Here is a 25,080-nt window from a genome sequence, read left to right on the forward strand (position 1 = left end):
ATAAAGTTAGTTTGTCTAGCATCTAAAATAAAAATTGACGTTTCACGTTGTTTGTTTCGTTCAGTTTTCAAAGAACTAAAAGCGGGTGAAGAGAATCGAACTCTCGACCAGAGCTTGGAAGGCTCTTGTTTTACCACTAAACTACACCCGCGTGGTCGGGAAGACAGGATTTGAACCTGCGACCCCCTGGTCCCAAACCAGGTGCTCTACCAAGCTGAGCCACTTCCCGTAATTGGCGCGCCCGAGAGGAGTCGAACCCCTAACCTCTTGATCCGTAGTCAAACGCTCTATCCAATTGAGCTACGGGCGCTTATTCATGATGTTTTTTCGTCGTTGTATTTTGGCGACTCAATTATCTTATCATACTGCATTTTCAAATGCAAGTACTTTTTTAAAAAAGATTTTTGATGCGGCCGAGAGGACTTGAACCTCCACGGGGTTTCCCCCACTAGGCCCTCAACCTAGCGCGTCTGCCGTTCCGCCACGACCGCGCGGAAAAAACAAAAGTGAGCCATGAAGGACTCGAACCTTCGACCCTCTGATTAAAAGTCAGATGCTCTACCAACTGAGCTAATGGCTCGTAAATGGCTGGGCTAGCTGGATTCGAACCAGCGCATGACGGAGTCAAAGTCCGTTGCCTTACCGCTTGGCTATAGCCCATCGAAATACTTATCTTATTTTCAAAGACAAATGTTATTGTACCATAATGACCAATAAAAAACAACTGCCAATTAGCAGAAGTTAAAATGGCGGTCCCGACCGGGGTCGAACCGGCGATCTCCTGCGTGACAGGCAGGCATGTTAACCACTACACCACGGGACCATTTAATCTTTACATTAATGTCATTTCACTTTTCATTATACTATTATGGTGGAGGATGACGGGATCGAACCGCCGACCCCCTGCTTGTAAGGCAGGTGCTCTCCCAGCTGAGCTAATCCTCCGAAGTGGTGACCCGTACGGGATTCGAACCCGTGTTACCGCCGTGAAAGGGCGGTGTCTTAACCACTTGACCAACGGGCCAATATGAATGGCAGAGAAGAAGGGATTCGAACCCTCGCACCGCGTTCGCGATCTACTCCCTTAGCAGGGGAGCCCCTTGAGCCACTTGGGTACTTCTCTATAAATATGGCTCCGCAGGTAGGACTCGAACCTACGACCGATCGGTTAACAGCCGATAGCTCTACCACTGAGCTACTGCGGAATAATAAAGACAATTTGTATCTTATAAAAATTCTCATCGTAAGTCAAGAAGTTTTTTCACAACATCTTGTACAAACGTGACATGTTTATAATATACTGGATTGCGTTTTCACTGTCAAGATGTTTTCTTTATCAAGATTAGTTTCCCTTTACACTTTCCGCAGACATATCTTTTTGTATTAATTTGACGTCTTCTTACATATTGAAGTGAGCATCCCATACATTCATACATATAAACCTTTTTTTCCTTCTCTTCATTCATCATTCGTTTACAAAACCGCGGCGCATCAACTGCCTTTAACAGTTCGCGAAAATCCTTATCCCGGTGCTTATATCCTCTTCCTGTAATATGTAAGTGATAATGACAAAGTTCATGTTTAACAATTCCAACTAATTCTTCTTTCCCATACATTTCGTAATATCGATAATTCAGTTCAATATTGTGTGTATTCAATAGATAACGTCCACCAGTTGTACGCAACCTACTATTAAACAGTGCCTTATGTAAAAACGGCATTCCGAAATATTGTAGCGATACTTCTTCCACTAGCCGCTGTATTTCTTGCTCATCCATTTTCATTCCTCCTAAACAAAAAAATATTTTTACACTTTTCTCCTCTCTTATACATATATTAAATAGTACATATACCCATCCTCATTCAAGAAGCGTGGTTTCTAAAAACATAGCAAAAATAGAAATCCACTCACCAACCTCTCATCAATATTACTTTACATTTATGAGAGTAGGATTAAACAAGGAGGGATTCCTATGCCTACATGGCTCAAAAAACAAATGCAACGCGCATATTTTGAAAAAAACCGGTATCAAATTAAATTATTAAATGAATGCTGGTTTTATTATAGCAAAATACATCAAAGTTCTTAATCCATTACACGTTTTATCCTATAAAAAAAGAGCAGTTTCATCTGCTCTCTTCTCTTACTATTCAATCGGCAACATAGATAATGCAACGCGACCTTTTTTCGTATCAATATCATCTACCCATACTTTGACGATTTGTCCGACAGATACAACATCTAACGGATGCTTCACGTATTGTTTGCTTAGTTTAGAAATATGTACTAAACCATCTTGTTTCACACCTACATCAACAAAAGCACCAAAATCAACAACGTTACGAACTGTTCCTTCCAGTTCCATACCACGTTTTAAATCTTCTAATTTCAAAATCCCTTTTTTCAGAAGCGGTTTAGGCAACTCATCCCTCATGTCTCGCTCTGGACTAATGAGTGCATCTATAATATCAACTAATGTTGGTTCTCCAACTCCCGTTTCTTGCGACAACTTAGAAATCTCTACTTCTTCTAAACTCTTTTGTAATTGCGGTTGCCCTACGTCATCTTTTGATAATCCTAGACTCTTCAATAACAATTCAACATTTTTATATTGTTCTGGATGAATACCTGTACGGTCTAACGGATTTGCCCCTTCTAATATACGTAAGAAACCTATACATTGTTCATATGTCTTCGCACCTAGACGTGGTATTTTCTTTAAGTCTGTTCGTTTTGTAAATTTCCCTTCTTCTTCACGCTTTGCTACAATATTTTTCGCAACAGTTTTTGATAAACCCGAAACATATTGCAACAACGCAACTGAAGCTGTATTTACATTCACACCGACTTGGTTAACTGCCGTCTCTACTACAAACGTTAATGATTCATTTAATCTTTTTTGAGATACATCATGTTGGTATTGTCCAACCCCAACTGATTTCGGATCAATCTTTACAAGTTCAGCAAGTGGATCTTGCAGACGTCTACCGATAGAAACCGCACTTCTTTCTTCAACCTGTAAATCTGGGAATTCCTCACGTGCTAAATCAGAAGCCGAATACACACTCGCACCAGCTTCGTTTACAATAATATAGAAGACTTCTCGTTTCACATTTTGTAATACATCAACTATAAATTCTTCCGATTCTCTAGAAGCTGTACCATTCCCAATCGCAATCATTTCAACTTGATATTTATCTATAATAGAAAGAACTTTCGCTTTTGCATCTTCATATTTACGCACCGGTGGATGCGGATAAATAACATCAATATATAGAACTTTCCCCGTATCGTCTACGATAGCTAATTTACAACCCGTTCTATATGCAGGGTCTACAGCTAACACAACCTTTCCTTTCATTGGAGGCTGTAATAACAAATTACGTAAGTTCTCAGAGAAAATATGTATCGCTTGTTCCTCAGCTGTTTCTGTTAATTCTTTTCGAATCTCCCTTTCAATAGAGGGTTGAATTAATCGTTTATAACCATCCTCTATTGCTAATTTTACATACTGTGCACTTTTTGAATCGTTATCACGAATTACTTTCTTATATAAGAAAGTTACTATCTCATCTACTGGTGGAACAACAGAAACTCTCAATATATCTTCTTTCTCACCTCGATTCATCGCTAATACGCGATGCGGCACGACTTTCTGCAACGGTTCTTCATAGCTGTAATACATTTCATATATATTTTTTTCATCTTTCTCTTCATCTTTTACAGCCGAAGACATAACACCTTTTCTAAAAGTCACGTTCCGAATCCAACTACGATATACCGCTTCATCTGAAACGATTTCTGCAATAATGTCTTGAGCACCTTGCAATGCTTCTTCTGCAGATTGCACTTCTTTCTCGGCATTTATAAACTCTATTGCCTTCTGATTCGGATCTTCTTTCGTATATAACAATAACCATTCAGCTAATGGCTCTAATCCTTTTTCTTTTGCAATCGTTGCTTTCGTTCTTCTCTTCTCTTTATACGGACGATATAAATCTTCTACTTCTTGCAACTTTGTAGCTTTCACAATTTGCTGACGTAATTCTCCTGTCAGTTTCCCCTTCTCATCAATAAGACGAAGAACCTCTTCTTTCCTATCTTCAAGCTGCATCATATATTGCCATCTCTCTAAAATCATACGAATTTGCACTTCATCTAAAGAGCCTGTCCATTCTTTTCGGTAACGAGCAATAAATGGAACTGTGTTACCTTCTTCTGTTAATTGAATAACATGACGAACTTGCTTTTCGGTAAAGCCTAATTCCTTCACTAACATTTTCATTAACGCTTGTCGATTATCTACCATTTCCATATACAACCGCAACCTCCTCTATAATAAAAAAAGTTGCCCTTCAAAGAGAGCAACTTAAACTGCCGATTTAAAAATCTATTAGTCCTAAACTAATTTGTAGCGCTTCATCTACACGAATCATCATCACTTCATCTAAGTGAGTGATTTTGTCCGTTAAGCGCTGCTTATCGATTGTTCGAATCTGCTCAAGTAAAATAACAGAATCTCTCTCAAAACCGTACTTTTTCGCATCAATTTCCACATGAGTGGGTAATTTCGCTTTTTGAATCTGTGCAGTAATAGCCGCTACAATCACCGTTGGACTAAAACGATTTCCGATGTCATTTTGAATGACAAGAACCGGACGAACGCCTCCTTGCTCAGAACCAACAACTGGGGAAAGGTCTGCAAAATACACGTCGCCGCGTTTTACAATCAAAATATTACCCCCCGCTAACTAAGCGTTCTACTGTATGAGCTGCTTCATACTCTGCTAAGAAAGCTTCAGATGCAATACCAAGATTAATTTTTCCCATTTCAATGTACCCACGTCGCATTGATTCATGTTGGTAGCGTTTCTTCGTCTTATGTTGACGCAATAACAGTTGTGTTGCCTGGCAAATTAGTTCATGGCGATTCTTATTCTCTTGTTTTCCAATTCCGTCCAATTCCGTTACCATTTGCTTTGGCAACCGAACCACGATTTCAGTAGTTACACTTGATTCGGACACAAAAATACACCTCCACCGTCAACTACACACCCAAATATATATATGACACCTATTGTAATAATACCATTGTATGGAGCCTGTTGCAAAGACTTCCTTATTCCTTGCTTATGTTTTCCAATTCACAAACAAAACATTCATATTCTTTTATTTTTTATCTCATTACAACAAGAAACGGAAGAGTTTCCACGTTAAATTATGTTAAAAGTAATGATAAGTAAAAAGCTTCTCGTCAAAAAACGAACTTATTCTTAGCCACCGAAAAGTCCTCTCACATGACAAGAAGCAAATCATACTACATTCTATATATCATTCAAATAATTGATTACTTCCACAACTTTACCGTTCCGTATAAATATTCTCGGCACACGGAAACTAATCGTTGTAATAATTTCATAATTAATAGTCCCTGAATATTCCGCAACCTCTGTAGCGCTAATATATTCATCTCCTTGCCTTCCAATGAGTGTAACTTTCGTGCCAAGAGGCACTTCACAAGGAAGGTGAATCATGAATTGATCCATTGTTACTCGCCCTACAATCGGTACCCTTTTACCATTTACAAGCACTTCAAATCCTTGTAATCTTCTAAGCCAGCCATCTGCATAACCAATTGCAACAGTCGCAATCCATTCTTCAGTTTTCGTTCGATAAGTGACGTTATAACTAATTCCATCCCCTTTAATCACCTGTTTAATATGAGCAACTTTCGTATGCAATGATAGCGCTGGTTCTAATTTAAACGGTAAAAAAGGGCGTATTTCTACAGATGGAGATAACCCATACATCGCAATGCCAATTCGTACCGCATTAAATGTAATCCCTTGAAAACGTAGCGTTGCAGCACTATTAGCTGTATGAACAAACTTAGGATCCACTCCGAATTCTTTCAACCAACTTAACTGCTCCAAAAATGTGTTATATTGCTTATCAAAGTAAGAAGTCTCCACCTCATCTGCCGTTGCAAAATGCGTATAAACTCCTTCCAATTCTAAGAATGGTGCACCTTCTAAGCTTTTTAAAAATCCTTTTAATTCTTTACGTTCACGTATTCCAATTCTCCCCATACCACTATCGAAATTAATATGGTATTTCATCGTAGACGAACCATCCCAAAGTTTGATTGCTTCATCTACCCATTCCTTTTGAAAAACAGTTAATGCTACATCATTTTCAGCAGCTACATTTATATCACGAGGAGGAGAAGGACCTAACACTAAAATCGGCGCAGTAATACCAGCTCTTCGAAGCACTAAAGCTTCATCTAAGAACGCAACTGCTAACCTTGTCGCCCCCGCTTCTAATGCTGTTTTAGCCACCGGTACATAATCGTGCCCATATGCATTCCCTTTAACTACGGCAAAAATTTCTACACCACTTGGGATAAATTCTTTAATATGTGTAACATTGTTATAAATCGCATCTAAATCCACTTCCACCCAAGTGTCACGGTAAAATGGCGCTTCTTCCATAAACACACTTCCTTATACACGATATGCGAAGCTTATTCTTTTATATGCTTCTTTTATGAAATCCACCCTTCAAACTAAGAAAAGACGTGGTGCACATATATCACCACGTCTAAGAAGTTTACTTCACTTGCTTCTCTGTAACTGAACGAGCAACCATTAACAGCTCCTTCGGCTCTAAACCTTTAGACACGAGCATATATTCTACTCCGTTATGCGACCACGTTAAAGAGTCTTTCGTCAATGCTCCAATTGTAAAGCCAAGATCAACTAATTCTCCGCTCACACTTATCGCTGACGAAGCCTCTGCAACTTTTGCCTTTTCTTGTATTAAAGTAAAGGATTTCTTACTTCCAGTGTATGTGAGTATCGCACGCTTGCCACTGTCTGTCTTCAACTCTTTTTCATCTTTCAAAGTCATACCTTGCGGCGTATCACGCGGATACAAAATAGCAAATGGTTTTTCTTCTTTCGCTGTCGTTTGAACATCTACTTGCGCTCTAGACATATTTTGTTTCGTATCAAATGCACCTTTATCAAATTTCGCATCAAATTTCACTTTAGAGAAATCTACTTTTACAAGAACATTTTGATCATTATCCATTAACTTCACCGAAACTGGTGTTAAATCACTTTTCTTCAATGTAATCTCTTGTTTCGGCAACATGTTTTGGTGTTGATAATTTGTTTTTGTTTTAAAGATATAATACTTATCTGTTTTTTCAAAAGTAAGGTTTTTCTTATCCTGCAAAATATCCCTCACAAGGGATTCGTATAAATAAGCCTGGCTACTATTTTGCGGCCAATCACTTTGGAAACGGAAACTCTTATTAAGCGCTGGCGTTAATACAAATACACCTTCTTCATTCCTTAAAATAATTTGACTTTGATCTTTTTTCGCATTCTGCAAATTCACACGATAAAAAGAAGGTTCCTTATGCCATATTTCTACCTTATACTCCTGAGGCTCATTCCCTGTTTTAATAGATAATTTCGCTTCAGCTTGATAGCTTTTCAACCCTTTTACTTTCGCCTCTAAATCTCTCACAACATCATCTTGTTTCTTTTCCATACAACCGGCCAACACAAAAACGGTTAATAAACCGACAAGAACTAAAAACAGACGCCTTTTCATCACTTCAGCCCCTTTGCCCCTATAAATGAATGGAAGATGTACCTTCCTTATCGCTACCACAAATATATGAGACAAAGATATAAAATATGCAGACTAGCGTGACGAGCTTTCTAAAACAACTTGAGCAACAGCAAATTCCTTACTATGACTAATTGATAAATGAACAATATGCTCTGTACTTGTAATAAGAATCGGCTTACCTCTATCATCATTTCTTACTTCAATATCTAAAAAACTCACTTCTTTCCCGATACCAGTCCCTACCGCTTTTGAATACGCCTCTTTCGCTGCAAATCTTCCAGCTACAAACTCTGTAAGGCGACTTCCCTTCAGCCCCTTTGCAACATTACGTTCACTTTCAGTTAAAATACGTTCCATAAATTTAAGCTTTCCATCTATCATTTTTTCAATTCGATTCAATTCAATAATATCGATTCCAATCCCTACAATCATTTCAAAATCCCCTTCTTCTATTTAGCTTTCTTTTTTCATATTGTAAGAATAACAGAGAATCTTTCTGATGCAAAAGGAGTGATACTCACAACATGCTAATACCATCCGCCCGCATTTCCTTACAACCAATCACCATCGCTTTACTTCTCATACAATTAATCATGATTATATTAGGTGATTTTCCCCTCTTTCCTATGGCAGCTTCTAATGAATATATCGCTAAAGGAGAATGGTGGCGTCTCCTAACTTCCCTGCTCGTACATGTAGACTTACAACATTTTCTTTTTAATAGTATTTGTTTATTCGTGCTTGGCTCTTCTATTGAAAAACAACTAGGGCACTTGTCTTTCATCATTATTTTTTTCCTTTCTGGCATTCTCGGAAATATGTCCTCTTATCTTATTATGCCTTATGAATATATTCATGCCGGGGCATCTGGTGGCATTTTCGGATTGCTAGGCGCACAGTTATTTCTATTGTATAGCCGATATCGTTCTTCCAATCCAAGAGACATCGCTATTTTTTCAATTATGATATGTATATTGCTACTATTCACTTTCTTCAATCCCTCTGCCAACCCTATCAGCCATTTAACAGGATTGATCATTGGTGGTATTTGCACTCCTCTATTAATAAAAAAACTCGATGGTGCAGAGCTCATTTAATATAAAAGCTCGCACCATCGACAATTTCCACATCTGTTTGTTCACTTAAATCTCTCATGAGTTGAAATAAAGACTCATCCTTCTTCTTCGCTTCAATCATACAATCAATTTGCGGAACACTTCCTTTTATCTTTTTTAAAAAAGATAAAAAAGTATCTACATTAATAAAGTCCGCATGTGCCCTTGGGTCTTTTCCCTCTCTAGGACTAGAAATGTGCATTTTCACCGGTAACAAAGACGATTCCCACGTATGTATAACACGCGCCCAATCTTCATGCCAATCTTCTCGATCATGATTCATCATATGATGATGTAAATCAAATACAACGGGAATGTCCAACTTTTCTCCTAAATATAATGTGTCCTCGAGCGTAAAAGTTGTATCATCATTTTCTAACATAATCATTTCCTGAATACCTCTTGGGACGTTAGACCAATTCTCTATAAAACGCTCTAATGCGAGCTCTTTATCTTTATATCCGCCCCCAACATGCATTACACATCGTTGCTTATGTTCAATTCCCATACCTTTTAATAATTTTCTATGCATTTGTAATGTCTTGACAGATTGTTTAAAAATATTCTCCTCGGGTGAATTAAGTACAACAAAATGATCTGGATGAAAATCAATACGCATATTCATTCGAATAGCGTAATCACCTAACACTTTTAAATTTTCTTTTAAGGGACGAATGTAGTTCCACTCTAACAACTCCTCATGATTCGCTAAAGGAATCAACTTGGAACTAAGTCGAAAAAAGGATATATCATGGCCTTTGTTATGTTTTAATAACCGTAAGCAATTTTCCAAATTCGAATTAGCAATTCTTTCAAGTTTACGAATCGCCGCTTCCCGATCATCTATTTTTTGAAACTGCGCGTACGTCATCGTTTGAGATGGGGATGCGTTTTTCAAATGTACACTCATCGCAACATACCCAAGTCTTACAAGCATGTAGCACCTCATTTCTACACAAGTTATTATGTAGTATGTACAATTACAGAAATAAAAAAAGAGAATGCCGGAAAAGGGCATTCTCTTTTTTACTATTAAGCTTGTGGCTTACGGCTATGATGTTTTCTTTCGCCGCGTCCGTTTGAAGATCCTGGGCGACCTTGACCTTCTCCACGACGACCACGGTTGCCGCCATCACGATTGCGATCACGGTTACCGTCACGATTACGACCATCACGATTGCGGTCACGGTTACGACCATCGCCACCGCGTCCATCACGACTACGATTACGGTTACCATCACGGTATCCGCCTCCGTTACCGCCGCGTTTTTTAGAACCGCCACCTCTTGCAACAACTGGTGGTTCTGATGTTAAAGCGATTGGAGTTGTATCTGGCTCTTTTGTCATCATTTTTAAAGCAGCAGCTACTACTGTTACAGAGTCGTTCTCTTCTAACATTTCTTCCGCAATACGCTTGTAGTATGCTAAGTTTTCATTTTCAATTGTGTTTTGAAGTTTTTCAGCGATTAAACGTTGTTGACCTTCTAGTGCCTCGTCAAGTGTTGGTGCATCCATGCGGTCCATTTTACGTTTTGTTGTACGCTCGATATTTTTTAATTGTCCAGATTCACGTGGTGTTACAAATAGCATTGCAATACCTTTTTTACCTGCACGACCAGTACGGCCAATACGGTGAACGTATGATTCTGGATCTTGTGGAATATCGAAGTTGTATACGTGTGTTACACCTGAAATATCAAGACCACGTGCAGCAACGTCTGTTGCAACAAGAACTTCAATAGAACCTTCTTTGAACTTACGTAATACAGACATACGTTTCGCCTGAGTTAAATCACCGTGGATACCTTCCGCAGCATAACCACGTAAATTTAATGCTTCTGATAATTCATCAACACGACGCTTTGTACGACCGAATACAATCGCAAGCTCTGGAGATTGAATGTCTAATAAGCGTGTCAATACATCAAACTTTTTCTTTTCTTGCACTTCTAAATAGAACTGCTGAATGTTTGGCATTGTTACTTCTTTTGCTTTTACTTTAATGTGTTGAGGCTCAGTCATGAAACGCTCAGCAATACGACGGATTGGATCCGGCATTGTCGCTGAGAATAGTAATGTTTGGTGTGTTTCTGGCACATCTGTTAAAATTGCTTCAATATCTTCAATGAAGCCCATGTTTAACATTTCATCCGCTTCGTCAAGAACAACTGTCTCTACGTTTTGTAAGCGAAGTGTTTTACGGTTAATATGATCTAAAATACGACCCGGCGTACCAACAATAATGTGTGGGTGTTTTTTTAGAGCACGAATTTGGCGGTTAATATCTTGACCACCGTAAATTGGTAAGATACGAACGCGTTTATGTTTACCAATTTTGTATAGCTCTTCTCCAACTTGAATTGCTAATTCACGCGTTGGCGCGATAACAATACCTTGAACCGATTCTTTATGTGTATCCACTTTATCTAATAGTGGTAATCCGAATGCTGCTGTTTTCCCTGTACCTGTTTGTGCTTGCCCAATAATATCCTTACCTTGCAATGCATGTGGAATTGTTTCAGCTTGAATTGGCGTAGCCTCTTCAAAGCCCATACTTTCAACAGATTGCAGTAAAGAATCACTTAATCCTAATTCTCGAAATGTTGTCAATGTTACTTCTCCTTTTCTATCCTATACTTATCATTTAAAAAAAGGCGTTTTCCGAATTTGCGGAAAAGCCCTTTTCCTGAATGCTCACGTATATAAACGGGCGTATATTCTTCACGAAAATACTTCTAAACGTTATTACACTTTATCAATTATAAGTTTTGTATGTGTAAAAAGCAAACCCAACTGTTACCTTATTTTCATATTCAGAGGTTTTTTCTTCACTTTTATTTTTTTATATTTACTGTAAGCGCTTATTATAAGTTTCTTCTTTTTTCGTTGCTATCATCCCTATTTATATACACCAATTATTTCAACATCGTAATTACTTCTTCCAATTTCATACCGCGAGATGCTTTTATTAATACAACATCTTTTGCATCGACTACTGCTTGCAACTCTTTTACTAACTCTTCTTTATTATCATAAGCCTTTACACGTTCGTTAGGGAAATTAATTTTCGCTCCTTCAGCAATTTGAGCCCCTAATTTACCATATGTGAACACATAGGAGATTTTTGCTGGATCGATTAATTTACCTACCTCATAATGAAACTGTACTTCTTGATCTCCAAGCTCTAACATATCGCCGAGAACAACAATCTTTTTAGAGAATCCATCTAAACCATTCATTAGGTGGAATGCTGCTTCCATAGCTGTTGGACTTGCATTATAAGCATCGTTGATAATTGTTAATCCACTATTTGTTTTTACAATTTCCATACGCATGCCTGTCATTTGAAGTGTTACTAAACCTTCTTTCATCTCTTCCCACGTTACACCAAAATGTTTCGCAATTGCCATAGAAGCAAGCGTATTATACACATTGTGTTTCCCTAATACCGGTAGATAGAATGAAATGTTTTCTTCTCTATTCATTTTAAAGTGTGTCCCAGTTGCTTGTAACGTTACAGTCGTTGGATAGTAATCATTTGCTCTAGCATCACCAAACGTAACTGTTTCAGCTATTAAATTCATTTCAGGAACACGATTCGTTAATAACGGCTCATCTCCGTTATATACGAACACTCCACCTTCTTGTAATCCTGTCACAATTTCTAATTTCGCTTCAGCAATTGCCTCACGAGAGCCTAAGTCCATTAAATGCGCTTCACCAATGTTCGTAATGATAGCTGCATTTGGACGAGCTAACTTAGATAAGAATTCAATTTCCCCGCGGCTTGACATTCCCATTTCTAATACAGCTACTTCTGTATTTTCTTCTAAGTTTAAAATAGTAAGAGGTAGCCCGATATGATTATTGAAGTTTCCTTCTGTTTTTTGAACTTTGAATTTAGTCGCAAGAAGACTTGTTACAATATCTTTTGTAGATGTTTTACCGTTACTACCTGTCACACCAATCACTTTAACGTCCAATTGGTCGCGATAGTTTTTTGCTAACATTTGTAATGCTGATAGCGTGTCTTCCACAAAAATAACCGGAAGATTCTCAGGTGGATTTGCTACATCTTTCATCCATAATGTCGCCACAGCTCCATTTTCAACAGCTTTATCTACAAAAGCATGTCCATCGAAACGTTCACCTTGAATCGGAACATATAAGTTTCCTTTTTCGATTTTTCTCGTATCAATAGACACTCCTTGTATAGTAATTCCCTCATACTGCTCTGCTAATCCCGTACCATTTGTCATTTGTTCTACTTGTTTTAACGTTCGATTTATCATAAAAACACTCCTTACATAGAGGAAGCACTATTCCTTCGAATAGTGCCTCCTCCTTTTTTTGTTAGATTGTATATTTAATTTTTTGTTTTTCTTCGTGACGCTCCATTGCTAAACGAATTAGCTCTTCAATTAATTCCGGATACGGTAATCCAGTATGTTGCCATAGTAGAGGGAACATACTAAACGGCGTAAATCCTGGCATCGTATTCACTTCGTTAATATATACTTCTCCATCTTTCGTTAAGAAGAAATCAGCTCGCGTTAAGCCAGCGCCATCTAACGATTGGAATGCAACAATCGCATCTCGCTTAATAACATTAGACTCTTCTTCTGTCATTTCAGCTGGAATAATTAACGCTGTATCACCATCGATGTATTTCGACTTATAATCATAGAAGTCTTTTTTAGGTACGATTTCACCTACAACTGAACATTTCGGTTCATCATTACCTAGTACACCAACTTCTACTTCACGTCCAACGATATTTTCTTCCACAATAATTTTACGGTCAAATTGGAATGCTTCTTCAAATGCATTCTCAAGTTCTTCACGATTTTTACACTTATTAATCCCAACACTTGAACCAAGGTTTGCTGGTTTTACGAAGCAAGGGTATCCTAATACTTCTTCTACTTTTTCATATGCTGTTTCACGATCTTTTTCCCATGCACTACGAATAAATGATGCATATTTTGCTTGTTTCAATCCAGCTTCTGCAAAGATGTTTTTCATAACAACTTTATCCATACCAGCAGCAGATGCTAGAACACCATTTCCTACATACGGAATGTTCATTAATTCTAATAATCCTTGCACCGTTCCATCTTCACCATTTGGTCCATGTAGTAATGGGAAAATAACATCGATAGCATTTTCCTCAGCATTTGTAGATGGAATGATTTCTGTGCTTAATGATAACGGAGAAATCGCATTTTCTGCACCGCTCATTTTTAGAACTTCAACATCTGTTACTTCACCTTCAATACGCTCACCGCGTACCCATTGACCTTGTTCTGTAATATAAATTGGATGAATCTCGAATTTATCTTGATTTAATGCTTTAATAGCAGCAAGAGCCGTTTGTAGCGAAACTTGATGCTCAGCTGATTTTCCACCATATAATAAACCTAATTTAATTTTTGTCACTGAAATCACCCTAACCAATTGTTTTCATTTTTCTATTTTAGCACTTTTTATAAAAATAGGTAGTTCCTATTTGAAATAAAATGCAACTTCCACAAATAATTAAATGACACCACTTATTGGTTTTCTATACTTTTTCCACTTAAATTTCTTCATAGATATATAAAATTGCAACTCAATCTAGTTATGTACCTAAAATATGTAGAAATCCCCTTTTTGTGTATGTCATCTAATTATTAAGAAGATTGTTTGGTTAGTGTGCTTTTTTGCCTTTGTTCAACAAGGCGGTCTAAAGAAATATATACAATACCTGCAACTACACAACCTACAGCTAAAATTGTAAATAGAAAGTGGCCAAGTAATCGGTCTAATAAAAAACCTCCAAGAAGTGGGCCGAATGCACTTCCTGTAATCCACTGCAAACTTGCAGCTCCCATATAAGTCCCCCTCAAATGCTCAGGGGCCAAATTCGCTACAAACGTCATCTGTACAGGCGACATAATCATCTCACCTAACGTATATATGGCATATACAAACAGTAAAGTTATTAAAATAATCGTAGCATTTGTATCAAGTCCTCCAAACCACTTCGGTAACCACCCTATGAAAAATAACCCAATCCCAAACAAACATGCACCATATAACATCGTCTTTCCAACAGGTTTATCTGTGACCCATTTTGAAATTTGAAATTGGAACAACACAACTAATAGTCCATTTAAAGCCATTAAATATGGATATGGATTGTTAGTTCCAAAAATATCTTTCATTTCATTGTCAAAGTGCAGTGGCAACATGCCTTCTGTTTGAGAAAATCCCATCGAAATAATGATACCTGCTAATAAATAAATCATGAGTGCCTTATCTCGCAATACAATTTTCCACACTGCTCCTGATTCTTTTTCTGTATCACCTTCTTTATTCGTACTCTTTGGCATTGTCTCTTGAATAAGGACGAATACAAGTAATGCATAAAATAACATCGTAGATGCGGCAATAATAAACACAAGGTTCTTCGATAACATAACTACTGAAGCCCCCATTATCGGACCAATTGCAGCACCTATATTGTGTCCCATTCGCAATAAACCATATGCTTCTGTTCTTTTTTCTGGCGCCGTTACATCCGCAACCATCGCTGATGCAGCTGGATGAAATAACGAATTACTTAATCCTAAAAAAATAGATAAAATCGCATATGGAATAAATCCTTCTATAAATAAAAAACCGAGCATGAATACCGCATTGCTCGCCATCGAAAATATCATAATCGGTTTTCTTCCATATATATCAGCAATTCTTCCCCCTATAATTGATCCAAAGCTTGCAGCAATTGGAGAAAGCGCCATAATCACTCCGACCTGCAATAAAGAATCCACCTTATCTTTTAAATATAATGCAAAAAAAGGCATCAACATCATCATTGCAATTCCATTTAACGTCTCACCAATAAACCGAATCCATACGTTACGATCCATCTCCCTTAACTCACGCCACGTATTTTTCATCATTTCACCCCTTTAGTTCGCCAACAATTATCTTATAATACATTCAGAAAAATGTAAATTTTCAAATAAAAAAATCCATTCTAACAGAATTAGAATGGATTTTCCTACTTATAGATTTGCTACATCTTCTTCGTCTTTACTATTATTTAAAGCACTATGTTTACGGCTATATAAGAAGTAAACTGCAATACCGATAACCATCCATATCCCAAAACTAATCCAAGCCGTTCCGGATAATTGAAGCATTAAGTATAAACAAAAAATTACTGTTAACGCTGGTAAAAATGGTACAAGCGGCGCCTTAAATGCTCTTGGTAAATCAGGATGTGTTCTTCTCATTACAATAACAGCAACAGCTACAAGTGCAAAGGCTGATAAAGTCCCCATATTTACAAGATGCGCTAATACATTTAAATCTATTAATCCTGAAATAAGCGCTGCAATAATTCCCGTTGTCCACGTATTTAAAAACGGTGTTTTAAATTTCGGGTGAACTTTAGCAAGACGTTTCGGCAATAATCCATCTCTACTCATTGCATACGAAACACGTACTTGCCCATACATCATAACTAGCATTACTGTCGTGATTCCTGTAATTGCTCCTACTGAAATTACTCCCGCTAAACCATCTTGTCCAATAAATTGAAGTGCAAAAGCAACTGGATCTGATATATTTAGCTGTCCGTATGGAACAATTCCTGTCAAAATAAGCGAAACAACGATATAAAGAACTGTACAAATTAATAACGATGCAATAATACCAATTGGTAAATCACGCTGGGGGCGCTTCACTTCTTCTGCCGCTGTTGAAACTGCATCAAACCCTATGAATGCAAAGAATACTGTAGCAGCTCCAGCCATTACACCATCTAAACCAAACGGCATAAAAGGCGTCCAGTTTTCAGGTTTTACATAATTAAAACCAGCAAAGATAAAAATAAGAACAACCGCTATTTTAATAAATACCATAATATTATTTACACGTGCACTTTCACGAACACCTCTAGATAAAAGAACAGTCATCACTAAAATAATTAGAACTGCAGGTAAATCAATGATTCCACCCTTTCCTGTACCAGGGGCCGAGGAGAGAATGGTAGGAATATGGATTCCAAATCCCTTTAATAAAGATTGGAAATAAGCGGACCAACCGTTTGCCACAGCAGATGTAGCAAGTAAATACTCAAGCATTAAGTCCCATCCAATTAAAAATGCGAATACTTCTCCCATCGTCGCATATGTGTACGTGTACACACTGCCTGAGACAGGAACTGAAGAAGCGAATTCAGCATAACAAAATGCAGCAAAGGCACAGGCTAACGCGGCTATCGCAAATGATAATATAATAGCTGGTCCAGAATGTTTCGCTGCTACCACGCCCGTTAGAACAAAAATACCCGTTCCAACAATTGCCCCGATTCCAAACATCGTTAAATCTAGTGCGCCCAATGTTCTTGCTAACGTCTTTTGTTTACTCTCTTGCATTAACTTCGCAATAGGCTTCTTTTGAAAAATTTGCTTCATAGCATGCTCCTCCAAGTTTTAAATTTTCTGAAAATTTTTAATTCGCTTTTTTATTTTACTCATAGTACTTTCCCCAGTCAATACTTTTGTCGAAATAAGTAGAAACTCTTATGAATATGCACGATTTTTATCATTCTTTCTATATATCTTTCTATAACTTTCTTTGGTATTATTATACATGTCGATTCCATGAAAGAGGCATGCTCCGTTATTGAGCATGCCTCTTTTTACTTATTTCACAGTATATGATCCCTCTTCAATCCAGCTATACATATATTTTTCATCTTCTGTTTCATGTGCTTGTTTTACAATACGAAGCGGACGGAATGTATCTATCATAACAGCTAATTCAAGCGTTTCTTTTTTCCCTATACTCGCCTCTGTTTTCCCAGGATGTGGCCCATGAGGAATGCCGCTCGGATGAAGTGTAATAGACCCTTCCTCCACACCTTTTCGGCTCATAAAGTTACCTTCTACGTAGTACAGTACTTCATCACTATTCACGTTACTATGATAATACGGTGCCGGAATAGATTCTGGATGATAGTCGTATAAACGTGGTACGAAAGAGCAAATAACGAAATTGTGACCCTCGAACGTTTGATGTACTGGAGGTGGCTGATGAATACGACCTGTAATTGGTTCAAAGTCCTCTACATTAAAGACCCACGGATATAAATAGCCATCCCATCCAACTACATCTAACGGATGGTGTCCTAAAACATGTTTATGCATATACCCTCGCGACTTTGTCATTACGACAAACTCACCTTTTTCATCATACGTCTCTAATTTTTCCGGGCCACGAATATCTCTCTCACAAAACGGACTATGCTCTAACAATTGTCCATACTCATTGCGATAGCGGCGCGGTGTTGTAATTTGGCTATTCGCCTCTACAACAAGAAACTTAGTCTCTCCTTCATCAGGAATAACACGATAAATCGTTCCAATTGGGATTGTTACATAATCGCCTTTTCGATAGTGAATCGTTCCAAACATCGTTTCAATTTTCCCCGTTCCGTAATGAACAAATAACATTTCATCGCCATCACCATTACGGTAGAAATAGTCCATTTTTTCTGTTGGAGTCACTACTCCAATTAATAAATCCTCATTCCCAAGCATAAAGTTTCTTCCGCTTACTGCATCGCCAGTTTTTTTATTTTCTTTCGTGCGAAAATGACGATGAGCAAGAGCTACATCTTCTTCATACTGCAACTGACAAGAATGAGATAATGCCGCATGCCCTACTTCCGTTGGCATATAATGATGGTACAAAATAGATTGCGTACCAGAAAAACCTTTTGTTCCCATTACCTGTTCACGATAAAGCGACCCATCTTTTTTACGGAATTGTACATGTCGTTTATGAGGTAGCTCCCCCATGTGACGATAAAACATGCCCATCACCTGCTTCCCTTTCTTTTTTAACCGTATTACGTAACGTACCTAAACCAGTAATCGTAAGTTCTACCACATCACCATCTTGTAGCCACTCTTCTGTGCCTAGTTCTAAAATGCAACCTGTTCCTACTGTTCCAGAACCAATCACATCGCCTGGATATAACGTAACGTCTTCCGAAGCACGTTCAATCATTTCAGCAAATGTATAGTAAATATCTTGGAAGTTCCCTTTTGATAATAGCTTTCCATTTACATGAGCAGTCATCTCTAACTCATAACGGTCACCATTACGATAAATATCTAGTTCCTCTTTCGTAACAAGGTACGCTCCTAATGAAGTTGCAAAATCTTTTCCTTTCGCTGGACCAAGTCCTACCTTCATTTCTGTTGCTTGTAAGTCCCTTGCACTCCAATCATTCATAATACAATAACCAAAAATATATTCCTCTGCTTGCTCACGAGAAATATTTCTTCCTTCTTTCCCAATTACGCAAGCAATCTCTAACTCATAATCAAGTTTTTTAGATTTCTTCGGACTAATTACAACATCATCTGGACCAATTACAGCACGATGGTTCGTAAAATAAAAAACCGGGATATCGTACCATTCAGGTACAACATCTAACCCTCTTCGGCTACGTGCCGTTTTTACGTGCTGTTCAAATGCATAAAAATCCCTAATACTACTCGGATTAGGAATCGCTGCTGCTAATTGCACTTCCTCTAAAGAATATATGCCCTTTTCCAGATTATTAATATTACGCAACACTTCTACATACTCATCCGCTTTCTCTAAAAAGGCGAACATAGAAGAAGGTAATTTTCCACCACTAGCAAGATTCATATCGATTACTTTGTCACCTTCAAGCCATCCAGCTCGCATTTCTTTTGAAGGAAGACGAAATGTAACAAATTTCATCATGATTCCTCCTTATGAAAATGAAATTTCCACCAGCAAAAGAATGATTGCTGGTGGATATAAATTTTATAAATTCCCGCGACGCTCTTGTTCTCTTTCAATTGATTCGAATAACGCTTTAAAGTTTCCTTCTCCAAATCCACGAGAACCTTTACGCTGAATGATTTCAATAAATAAAGTTGGACGATCTACAATTGGTTTCGTAAAGATTTGTAGTAAGTATCCTTCATCATCGCGATCTACTAAAATCTTTAATTCTTTTAATTTATCAATTTCTTCATCAATTTTTCCAACTCGTGCAGTTAACTCATCATAATAAGTATCTGGTGTATCTAAAAACTCCACACCATTTGCACGAAGCGCTTCTACTGTTTTAACAATGTCATTTGTTAGTAAAGCAAGATGCTGTACACCTGCTCCATTGTAGAATTCTAGATACTCTTGAATTTGTGATTTTCGCTTTCCATCTGCTGGTTCGTTAATAGGGAACTTAATACGACTTCCATTTGTCATAACCTTCGACATTAATGCTGAATACTCTGTACTGATATCATCATCATCAAAATGGATCATTTGTTTAAAGCCCATAACGTTCTCGTAATAACTAACCCACTCTTCCATCTTTTCAACATTACCAACTACATGGTCTACAGCAATTAAACCTGACTCTTCAAATGGAATATCAAACTCAGCCTTTTGGAATCCTGGCATAAATGTTCCTTTATAATTTTTACGCTCTACAAGCGTATGAATTGTATCACCATACGTACCAATAACTGCTTTTTTCAATGTACCGTTCTCATCTGTTAACTCTACAGGCGGAGCAATTGCGACGGCACCACGTTTCACCGCTTCCGAGTATGCTTTATCAACATCGTCAACAAGTAACGCCACATCTTTCACGCCATCACCATGAGTCTTTACAAATTCTGCAATACGATTGTCGCTACTTAAAGCCCCAGACACAACGAAACGCATATTTTTTTGCACAAGAACATAAGATACTTTTTCACGATTACCAGTTTCTAATCCAGAGTAAGCCACAATTTTGAATCCGAATGCTCTCGCAAGGTAATAGCTTGATTGCTTTGCATTTCCTACGTAAAATTCCAAATGATCTACATCACGTACTGGAAAAAAGTCCTCCATTTGTGCAGCTAGCGTATCCATAGATTTTTGTTTCATAAAATCCTCATCCCCCTGTAAATAGATTAAATGGTCCATACTTAAAACCAACCGAAAACGCTTCCAACATCAATTAATAGAAATTAGTTAGCAAGCTAACAAATTCTGACCTTTAAAATTTTCTATCTTTTCTGTCAAATTCCTCTTTTTTTCTTACATATAAAATTCGACTTTTTTCTCTTTAAAATAAAGGGGACTATTCATACTTGAAGGGATATATAGAAGAAAAATAAAAAAGACCCCAACATATTAATTACTTACTAATATGCTAGAGTCTTTATTTTTTTTGAATAATTGTATTTATATGTCTCATACTAATACATTTGCAAGGAATAGAATAAATGATGTTAATACTACCGCTCCACCTAATGATCCTAATAAATCTGTTTTTGTTACTTGTAACACTTGTTCACTGTTCATATTCCTCATTCTCCTTTCATTTTGTATAATGTAAAACTTCTATTACACTAATACACTTGATAGAAATACGATTAATGCTGTTAATACTACCGCTCCACTTGCTGATCCTACAAAGTCACCTTTTGTTACTTGTAATACTTGCTCTTTCATTTCTTTCATTCTCCCTTCATTTGTTTTTTGTTACAAAGTTTTTATTATACTAACACGCTTGATAGAAATACGATTAATGCTGTTAACACTACTGCTCCACTTGCTGATCCTACGAAATCCCCTTTTGTTACTTGTAATACTTGCTCTTTCATTTCTTTCATTCTCCCTTCATTTGTTTTTTGTTACAAAACTTTTATTATACTAACACGCTTGATAGAAATACGATTAACGCTGTTAATACTACTGCTCCACTTGCTGATCCTACGAAATCACCTTTTGTTACTTGTAATACTTGCTCTTTCATTTCTTTCATTCTCCCTTCTCTTCTTTTGTTACAAAACTTCTATTATACTAATGCGCTTGATAGAAATACGATTAATGCTGTTAATACTACTGCTCCACTTGCTGATCCTACGAAGTCACCTTTTGTTACTTGTAATACTTGCTCTTTCATATTATGTATCCTCCTCTTAATAAGTTATCTATATGTAATTTCTAAGAAATGTTTATTTCATAGTTTTTATGTTGATGTTACATTAAATTTAATAACGTAACGTTTGTAACATTAATGTAACATATCTATTATTACGTTGCAATATAATTACGTAAATTTTATTACACTTTTTTTACGTTTTTTTATAAACACCCTTAAAAACCTTGTTTTAATGCAATTTCTACTAAGTTTATGTTTGTAATGTTATTGTAACATTACAGTCATATAACGAAATATCGCCATACTCACCTCTACTTTTGTTACAAATTAACATAAATCTTTCATTAATAAAGTGGAATCTATCAAATTCTTACTGATAGTTCATGAGAGGTAAAATACAATCTTTCCAAGATAAGTTTATATGTTTCCTCCATATAACTATGTATAATAAAAACAAAGAGGTGGTCATTTTGAAATTAATCGCATTAGATATGGATGGAACACTACTATCATCTAGTCTTGAAATCTCCAAAGAGAACTTACAAGCTATCCAAACTGCAAAAGAGGCTGGTCATATAGTCATGATTTGTTCTGGTCGTGCAAAAGAGGATGCTTTGAAATTATTGGAAGAATATAAACTATCTCTTCCAGTTGGAGCGAGCAATGGGGCAATTGTTTATGTGGATGGAAAAGTAATTAACTCGCGTTGTTTACAAAACGATAAAGTATACAAGCTTGCAAAATTACTAGAATCTGAAGGTTTTCCTTACAAGCTATATACGAATAAAGGAGTTTATTCTCCATATACATGGCAAGATCAAGTCATGCAAGCGTTCGAAGAGAACAAGCATGCACTAGATGTTACACTTGAGGAACTTGAAAGAATTACAGAGAAACAAAAGAAATCAAACTTAATTACTGATTTCCAAAAAATCGAAGATATTGTAAATAATCCAGAATTAGAAATATCTAAATTCTTCATTTTGACGTTTAACGCAGAGCATCGTACACAGCTATTAAGCGTGTTACAAGAAGACACCGACATTTCAGTTACAGCATCCGCTCCTACTAATGTAGAAATTATGGATAAGCATGGTCATAAAGGGAACGGTCTACAAGAAATGGCCGCTTATTTCAATATACCAATTGAAGATACTATTGCAATCGGGGACAACTTTAATGATGTGCCAATGTTACAAGTAGCTGGCTTATCAGTGGCAATGGGAAATGCTGAAGAAGATGTAAAAAAACTATGTGATGTTGTAACATTAACAAACAATGAACATGGTGTTGCTCATGCAATCGAGCAATTTGTATTGAAACAAACTTCATCTAGTAAATAAAAAAAGGACTCTTTCAACTTCTGAAAGGGTCCTTCTCTTTTATACATGATGACAAGCAACAAAGTGCTCTTCACCAACATTACGGAATTCTGGTACCGTTTGTTTACAAATATCTGTTGCAAATGGGCAACGTGTATGAAAGCGACAACCTGAAGGTGGATTCGCTGGACTTGGAATATCACCCTCTAGTATAATTCGCTCTCGCTTCACTGTTGGATCTGGTATTGGCACAGCGGATAACAATGCTTTTGTATACGGATGAAGTGGATTTATAAATAACTCATCACGTGGCGCTGTTTCCACAATCGTTCCTAAATACATAATTCCAATCTTCGTACATAAATGCTCTACTACGCTTAAATCATGTGAAATGAATAAATAAGATAGTCCTTTTTTCTCCTGTAACTCACTAAATAAATTAATGATTTGTGCTTGAATAGATACATCTAGTGCTGCCACAGGTTCGTCAGCTACAATAAATTCTGGATTTAATACCATAGCTCTTGCGATAACGATACGTTGACGTTGTCCACCAGAAAACTCATGAGGGTACCGGTCAATATGATATGGAGCTAAGCCACATAACTCTAATACTTCTGTCACCTTCTCACGAACATTTTCTTTCGTCGCTAATCCGTGAGCTAACATCGGCTCACCAAGCGCTTCCCCAATTCTCATTCTCGGATTTAATGAGCTAAATGGATCTTGGAAAACAAGTTGCATATTAGGACGATGTTTTCTCAATTCTTCCTTAGATAAAGAGTGAACATCTTGCCCTTTAAACTTCACTTCCCCTTCCGTTTTTTGAACGAGACGTAAAATTGTTTTTCCTATCGTCGTTTTTCCGCTTCCCGATTCACCAACGAGGCCGAATACTTCACCTTTATTAATAGTAAAACTTACCCCATCAACTGCTTTTACATGTCCAACCGTTCTACTAAATATGCCGCCTTTAATTGGAAAATATGTTTTTAAGTTCTTTACTTCTAATAATGGTTCACTCATTGTTCCGCACGCTCCTCATATAACCAGCAAGCAACTTTATGATTCTCATCATGTACATTCAAACTTGGCGCCTCTTCTTTACATATTTCCATACAATGCTCGCAACGGCCACTAAAGTAGCAAAACTCATCTAAACCAACTAAATTAGGAACTTGCCCTGGAATAGAATATAGTTTATCTATTCGTTTACCCATCACTGGTTTTGATTTCAACAAACCTTTCGTATACGGGTGTTTTGGATTTTTGAATATCTCTAGTACTGGGGCTTCTTCAATAACTTTCCCGCCATACATAACGACAACATAATCAGCCATTTCCGCTACAACGCCTAAGTCATGTGTAATTAATAAAATCGACGTTTTAAATTCTTCTTTCACTTGTCTTAGTAGATCCAATATTTGAGCCTGAATCGTAACATCAAGAGCCGTTGTCGGTTCATCCGCAATTAATAACTTAGGATTACAACTAAGTGCAACAGCAATCATAATACGTTGTAACATACCACCACTTAGTTCGTGTGGATAAGAATGGACGATTTCATCCGCACGAGCTATGCCGACTTTACGAATTAACTCAATCGCCTTCTTATATGCTTCATTTTTACTAAGCAGTTCATGCTCCCTTAACGTCTCTACAATTTGTTCCCCTACAGTAAATACTGGATTTAGCGATGTCATCGGTTCTTGGAAAATCATCGCAATATCATTCCCTCGTAAACTACGAAGCTCTTTCTCTTTCATTCCTAAAAGACTTTTTCCTTCATATAAAATATCTCCACCTACTACACTGCCTGATTCAGCAATAAGTCCCATAATAGATAAAGCCGTTACACTTTTCCCGCAACCAGATTCACCTACAACACAAACAGTTTCACCTTCTCGAACTGTAAAACTAACATGATTCACAGCTTTTACTGTTCCTTCTTCTGTCTGAAAGTGTGTTTGTAAGTCTTTCAACTCTACTACCGCTTTACTCATATTCCCTCAC

At 37.2% G+C, this 25,080-nt stretch carries 26 protein-coding genes and 11 tRNA genes; 3 read left to right on the forward strand and 34 right to left on the reverse strand.

Annotated features, from left to right (window positions below; genetic code table 11):
- Positions 1-80 precede the first annotated feature (80 nt).
- The 12 genes from PDK19_RS21385 to PDK19_RS21440 form a co-directional block, all read right to left on the reverse strand.
- Positions 81-151, reverse strand: a tRNA-Gly gene (locus tag PDK19_RS21385).
- Between the two features lies 1 nt (position 152).
- Positions 153-229 (reverse strand) — tRNA-Pro (locus tag PDK19_RS21390).
- 4 nt (positions 230-233) lie between these two features.
- Positions 234-310 (reverse strand) — tRNA-Arg (locus PDK19_RS21395).
- A gap of 98 nt (positions 311-408) precedes the next feature.
- Positions 409-491: transfer RNA gene (locus tag PDK19_RS21400), tRNA-Leu, on the reverse strand.
- Positions 492-507: 16 nt separating this feature from the next.
- Positions 508-580 (reverse strand) — tRNA-Lys (locus PDK19_RS21405).
- 5 nt (positions 581-585) lie between these two features.
- A tRNA-Gln gene (locus tag PDK19_RS21410) sits at positions 586-660 on the reverse strand.
- Positions 661-747: 87 nt separating this feature from the next.
- Positions 748-823: transfer RNA gene (locus tag PDK19_RS21415), tRNA-Asp, on the reverse strand.
- A 46-nt stretch (positions 824-869) separates the two neighbouring features.
- A tRNA-Val gene (locus tag PDK19_RS21420) sits at positions 870-945 on the reverse strand.
- Positions 946-949: 4 nt separating this feature from the next.
- Positions 950-1,024: transfer RNA gene (locus tag PDK19_RS21425), tRNA-Glu, on the reverse strand.
- 8 nt (positions 1,025-1,032) lie between these two features.
- Positions 1,033-1,123 (reverse strand) — tRNA-Ser (locus PDK19_RS21430).
- A gap of 7 nt (positions 1,124-1,130) precedes the next feature.
- Positions 1,131-1,205 (reverse strand) — tRNA-Asn (locus PDK19_RS21435).
- A 114-nt stretch (positions 1,206-1,319) separates the two neighbouring features.
- Positions 1,320-1,778 carry a SprT family protein gene (locus PDK19_RS21440; protein WP_000344243.1) on the reverse strand — a complete coding sequence of 153 codons (459 nt, stop codon included), beginning with the start codon at positions 1,776-1,778 and terminating at the stop codon, positions 1,320-1,322.
- A gap of 195 nt (positions 1,779-1,973) precedes the next feature.
- On the opposite strand from PDK19_RS21440, the gene cmpA reads away from it, so the two are divergent.
- Entirely contained in the window at positions 1,974-2,090 is a 117-nt protein-coding gene (cmpA, locus tag PDK19_RS21445) for a cortex morphogenetic protein CmpA (RefSeq protein ID WP_001143642.1), read from the forward strand.
- Between the two features lie 57 nt (positions 2,091-2,147).
- On the opposite strand, the gene PDK19_RS21450 is transcribed toward cmpA, so the two are convergent.
- The 6 genes from PDK19_RS21450 to acpS all read right to left on the reverse strand — a co-directional run bounded on the left by PDK19_RS21450 (position 2,148) and on the right by acpS (position 8,080).
- On the reverse strand, positions 2,148-4,316 hold the full coding sequence (locus PDK19_RS21450) for a Tex family protein (RefSeq protein WP_049112717.1): 2,169 nt from the start codon (positions 4,314-4,316) through the stop codon (positions 2,148-2,150).
- 67 nt (positions 4,317-4,383) lie between these two features.
- Positions 4,384-4,734 carry a type II toxin-antitoxin system endoribonuclease NdoA gene (gene ndoA / locus PDK19_RS21455; RefSeq protein WP_000635963.1) on the reverse strand — a complete coding sequence of 117 codons (351 nt, stop codon included), beginning with the start codon at positions 4,732-4,734 and terminating at the stop codon, positions 4,384-4,386.
- 4 nt (positions 4,735-4,738) lie between these two features.
- Positions 4,739-5,026, reverse strand: coding sequence for an antitoxin EndoAI (locus tag PDK19_RS21460; protein ID WP_000004570.1), 288 nt, complete (start codon positions 5,024-5,026; stop codon positions 4,739-4,741).
- Positions 5,027-5,325: 299 nt separating this feature from the next.
- Positions 5,326-6,495 carry an alanine racemase gene (gene alr, locus PDK19_RS21465; protein ID WP_000390608.1) on the reverse strand — a complete coding sequence of 390 codons (1,170 nt, stop codon included), beginning with the start codon at positions 6,493-6,495 and terminating at the stop codon, positions 5,326-5,328.
- A gap of 118 nt (positions 6,496-6,613) precedes the next feature.
- Positions 6,614-7,564: a LolA family protein gene (locus PDK19_RS21470; RefSeq protein WP_049112731.1), complete on the reverse strand. Its 951-nt coding sequence runs from the start codon at positions 7,562-7,564 to the stop codon at positions 6,614-6,616.
- A 156-nt stretch (positions 7,565-7,720) separates the two neighbouring features.
- Complete coding sequence (acpS, locus tag PDK19_RS21475; protein ID WP_000635037.1) at positions 7,721-8,080, reverse strand: holo-ACP synthase; 360 nt, start codon at positions 8,078-8,080, stop codon at positions 7,721-7,723.
- Between the two features lie 92 nt (positions 8,081-8,172).
- Here acpS and PDK19_RS21480 point away from each other — a divergent pair, with 92 nt between their 5' ends.
- On the forward strand, positions 8,173-8,745 hold the full coding sequence (locus PDK19_RS21480; protein WP_049112720.1) for a rhomboid family intramembrane serine protease: 573 nt from the start codon (positions 8,173-8,175) through the stop codon (positions 8,743-8,745).
- Here the strand turns inward: PDK19_RS21480 and uvsE are convergent.
- The 14 genes from uvsE to PDK19_RS21550 all read right to left on the reverse strand — a co-directional run bounded on the left by uvsE (position 8,738) and on the right by PDK19_RS21550 (position 21,766).
- Positions 8,738-9,700, reverse strand: coding sequence for a UV DNA damage repair endonuclease UvsE (gene uvsE / locus PDK19_RS21485; RefSeq protein ID WP_049112721.1), 963 nt, complete (start codon positions 9,698-9,700; stop codon positions 8,738-8,740). The genes PDK19_RS21480 and uvsE overlap by 8 nt on opposite strands.
- Before the next feature lie 95 nt (positions 9,701-9,795).
- Positions 9,796-11,373: a DEAD/DEAH box helicase gene (locus PDK19_RS21490; RefSeq protein ID WP_000206582.1), complete on the reverse strand. Its 1,578-nt coding sequence runs from the start codon at positions 11,371-11,373 to the stop codon at positions 9,796-9,798.
- A gap of 305 nt (positions 11,374-11,678) precedes the next feature.
- Positions 11,679-13,055 carry a UDP-N-acetylmuramoyl-tripeptide--D-alanyl-D-alanine ligase gene (gene murF, locus PDK19_RS21495; protein ID WP_000610682.1) on the reverse strand — a complete coding sequence of 459 codons (1,377 nt, stop codon included), beginning with the start codon at positions 13,053-13,055 and terminating at the stop codon, positions 11,679-11,681.
- A 61-nt stretch (positions 13,056-13,116) separates the two neighbouring features.
- A complete protein-coding gene (locus PDK19_RS21500) occupies positions 13,117-14,202 on the reverse strand; it encodes a D-alanine--D-alanine ligase (protein ID WP_000161446.1) in 1,086 nt (361 codons plus the stop codon).
- A gap of 233 nt (positions 14,203-14,435) precedes the next feature.
- Entirely contained in the window at positions 14,436-15,707 is a 1,272-nt protein-coding gene (locus PDK19_RS21505; RefSeq protein ID WP_000799734.1) for an MDR family MFS transporter, read from the reverse strand.
- A gap of 108 nt (positions 15,708-15,815) precedes the next feature.
- Complete coding sequence (locus tag PDK19_RS21510) at positions 15,816-17,231, reverse strand: amino acid permease (RefSeq protein ID WP_270708024.1); 1,416 nt, start codon at positions 17,229-17,231, stop codon at positions 15,816-15,818.
- Between the two features lie 231 nt (positions 17,232-17,462).
- Complete coding sequence (locus PDK19_RS21515) at positions 17,463-18,635, reverse strand: homogentisate 1,2-dioxygenase (protein WP_000499913.1); 1,173 nt, start codon at positions 18,633-18,635, stop codon at positions 17,463-17,465.
- Positions 18,601-19,557 carry a fumarylacetoacetate hydrolase family protein gene (locus PDK19_RS21520; RefSeq protein WP_049112730.1) on the reverse strand — a complete coding sequence of 319 codons (957 nt, stop codon included), beginning with the start codon at positions 19,555-19,557 and terminating at the stop codon, positions 18,601-18,603. Before PDK19_RS21520 ends, PDK19_RS21515 begins: the two co-directional genes overlap by 35 nt.
- Before the next feature lie 66 nt (positions 19,558-19,623).
- Positions 19,624-20,742: a 4-hydroxyphenylpyruvate dioxygenase gene (hppD, locus tag PDK19_RS21525; protein ID WP_000810913.1), complete on the reverse strand. Its 1,119-nt coding sequence runs from the start codon at positions 20,740-20,742 to the stop codon at positions 19,624-19,626.
- A gap of 309 nt (positions 20,743-21,051) precedes the next feature.
- Entirely contained in the window at positions 21,052-21,162 is a 111-nt protein-coding gene (locus tag PDK19_RS21530; RefSeq protein WP_001083700.1) for a DUF3948 family protein, read from the reverse strand.
- A gap of 42 nt (positions 21,163-21,204) precedes the next feature.
- Complete coding sequence (locus tag PDK19_RS21535; RefSeq protein WP_000661718.1) at positions 21,205-21,321, reverse strand: DUF3948 family protein; 117 nt, start codon at positions 21,319-21,321, stop codon at positions 21,205-21,207.
- A 35-nt stretch (positions 21,322-21,356) separates the two neighbouring features.
- A complete protein-coding gene (locus PDK19_RS21540; RefSeq protein ID WP_000664237.1) occupies positions 21,357-21,464 on the reverse strand; it encodes a DUF3948 family protein in 108 nt (35 codons plus the stop codon).
- 44 nt (positions 21,465-21,508) lie between these two features.
- A complete protein-coding gene (locus tag PDK19_RS21545) occupies positions 21,509-21,625 on the reverse strand; it encodes a DUF3948 family protein (protein WP_000661718.1) in 117 nt (38 codons plus the stop codon).
- Between the two features lie 33 nt (positions 21,626-21,658).
- On the reverse strand, positions 21,659-21,766 hold the full coding sequence (locus PDK19_RS21550) for a DUF3948 family protein (protein WP_000664235.1): 108 nt from the start codon (positions 21,764-21,766) through the stop codon (positions 21,659-21,661).
- A 449-nt stretch (positions 21,767-22,215) separates the two neighbouring features.
- Here PDK19_RS21550 and PDK19_RS21555 point away from each other — a divergent pair, with 449 nt between their 5' ends.
- The gene (locus tag PDK19_RS21555) at positions 22,216-23,088 is read left to right on the forward strand and encodes a Cof-type HAD-IIB family hydrolase (protein WP_000766437.1); all 873 of its coding nucleotides are present in this window, start codon (positions 22,216-22,218) and stop codon (positions 23,086-23,088) included.
- Between the two features lie 39 nt (positions 23,089-23,127).
- On the opposite strand, the gene PDK19_RS21560 is transcribed toward PDK19_RS21555, so the two are convergent.
- Both PDK19_RS21560 and PDK19_RS21565 read right to left on the reverse strand, forming a co-directional pair.
- On the reverse strand, positions 23,128-24,093 hold the full coding sequence (locus tag PDK19_RS21560; protein ID WP_001294511.1) for an ABC transporter ATP-binding protein: 966 nt from the start codon (positions 24,091-24,093) through the stop codon (positions 23,128-23,130).
- The gene (locus tag PDK19_RS21565) at positions 24,090-25,070 is read right to left on the reverse strand and encodes an ABC transporter ATP-binding protein (RefSeq protein WP_000030795.1); all 981 of its coding nucleotides are present in this window, start codon (positions 25,068-25,070) and stop codon (positions 24,090-24,092) included. The genes PDK19_RS21560 and PDK19_RS21565 overlap by 4 nt, the downstream gene beginning before the upstream one ends.
- Positions 25,071-25,080 lie beyond the last annotated feature (10 nt).

The sequence above is a fragment of the Bacillus cereus group sp. BcHK124 genome, from assembly GCF_027712065.1.
Classification (GTDB): Bacteria; Bacillota; Bacilli; order Bacillales; family Bacillaceae_G; genus Bacillus_A; species Bacillus_A pacificus.

Excerpts from the sequence above, each read along its gene's own strand:
- PDK19_RS21440 (WP_000344243.1), bottom strand. The coding sequence starts at position 1,778 with ATGGATGAGCAAGAAATACAGCGGCTAGTGGAAGAAGTATCGCTACAA.
- cmpA (WP_001143642.1), top strand. The coding sequence starts at position 1,974 with ATGCCTACATGGCTCAAAAAACAAATGCAACGCGCATATTTTGAAAAA.
- PDK19_RS21450 (WP_049112717.1), bottom strand. The coding sequence starts at position 4,316 with ATGGAAATGGTAGATAATCGACAAGCGTTAATGAAAATGTTAGTGAAG.
- alr (WP_000390608.1), bottom strand. The coding sequence starts at position 6,495 with ATGGAAGAAGCGCCATTTTACCGTGACACTTGGGTGGAAGTGGATTTA.
- PDK19_RS21470 (WP_049112731.1), bottom strand. The coding sequence starts at position 7,564 with ATGGAAAAGAAACAAGATGATGTTGTGAGAGATTTAGAGGCGAAAGTA.
- acpS (WP_000635037.1), bottom strand. The coding sequence starts at position 8,080 with ATGATTGTAGGGATTGGAATCGATATTATTGAATTGAATCGAATTGAA.
- PDK19_RS21480 (WP_049112720.1), top strand. The coding sequence starts at position 8,173 with ATGCTAATACCATCCGCCCGCATTTCCTTACAACCAATCACCATCGCT.
- uvsE (WP_049112721.1), bottom strand. The coding sequence starts at position 9,700 with ATGCTTGTAAGACTTGGGTATGTTGCGATGAGTGTACATTTGAAAAAC.
- murF (WP_000610682.1), bottom strand. The coding sequence starts at position 13,055 with ATGATAAATCGAACGTTAAAACAAGTAGAACAAATGACAAATGGTACG.
- PDK19_RS21505 (WP_000799734.1), bottom strand. The coding sequence starts at position 15,707 with ATGAAAAATACGTGGCGTGAGTTAAGGGAGATGGATCGTAACGTATGG.
- PDK19_RS21510 (WP_270708024.1), bottom strand. The coding sequence starts at position 17,231 with ATGAAGCAAATTTTTCAAAAGAAGCCTATTGCGAAGTTAATGCAAGAG.
- PDK19_RS21515 (WP_000499913.1), bottom strand. The coding sequence starts at position 18,635 with ATGTTTTATCGTCACATGGGGGAGCTACCTCATAAACGACATGTACAA.
- PDK19_RS21520 (WP_049112730.1), bottom strand. The coding sequence starts at position 19,557 with ATGAAATTTGTTACATTTCGTCTTCCTTCAAAAGAAATGCGAGCTGGA.
- hppD (WP_000810913.1), bottom strand. The coding sequence starts at position 20,742 with ATGAAACAAAAATCTATGGATACGCTAGCTGCACAAATGGAGGACTTT.
- PDK19_RS21530 (WP_001083700.1), bottom strand. The coding sequence starts at position 21,162 with ATGAACAGTGAACAAGTGTTACAAGTAACAAAAACAGATTTATTAGGA.
- PDK19_RS21535 (WP_000661718.1), bottom strand. The coding sequence starts at position 21,321 with ATGAAAGAAATGAAAGAGCAAGTATTACAAGTAACAAAAGGTGACTTT.
- PDK19_RS21540 (WP_000664237.1), bottom strand. The coding sequence starts at position 21,464 with ATGAAAGAGCAAGTATTACAAGTAACAAAAGGGGATTTCGTAGGATCA.
- PDK19_RS21545 (WP_000661718.1), bottom strand. The coding sequence starts at position 21,625 with ATGAAAGAAATGAAAGAGCAAGTATTACAAGTAACAAAAGGTGATTTC.
- PDK19_RS21550 (WP_000664235.1), bottom strand. The coding sequence starts at position 21,766 with ATGAAAGAGCAAGTATTACAAGTAACAAAAGGTGACTTCGTAGGATCA.
- PDK19_RS21560 (WP_001294511.1), bottom strand. The coding sequence starts at position 24,093 with ATGAGTGAACCATTATTAGAAGTAAAGAACTTAAAAACATATTTTCCA.
- PDK19_RS21565 (WP_000030795.1), bottom strand. The coding sequence starts at position 25,070 with ATGAGTAAAGCGGTAGTAGAGTTGAAAGACTTACAAACACACTTTCAG.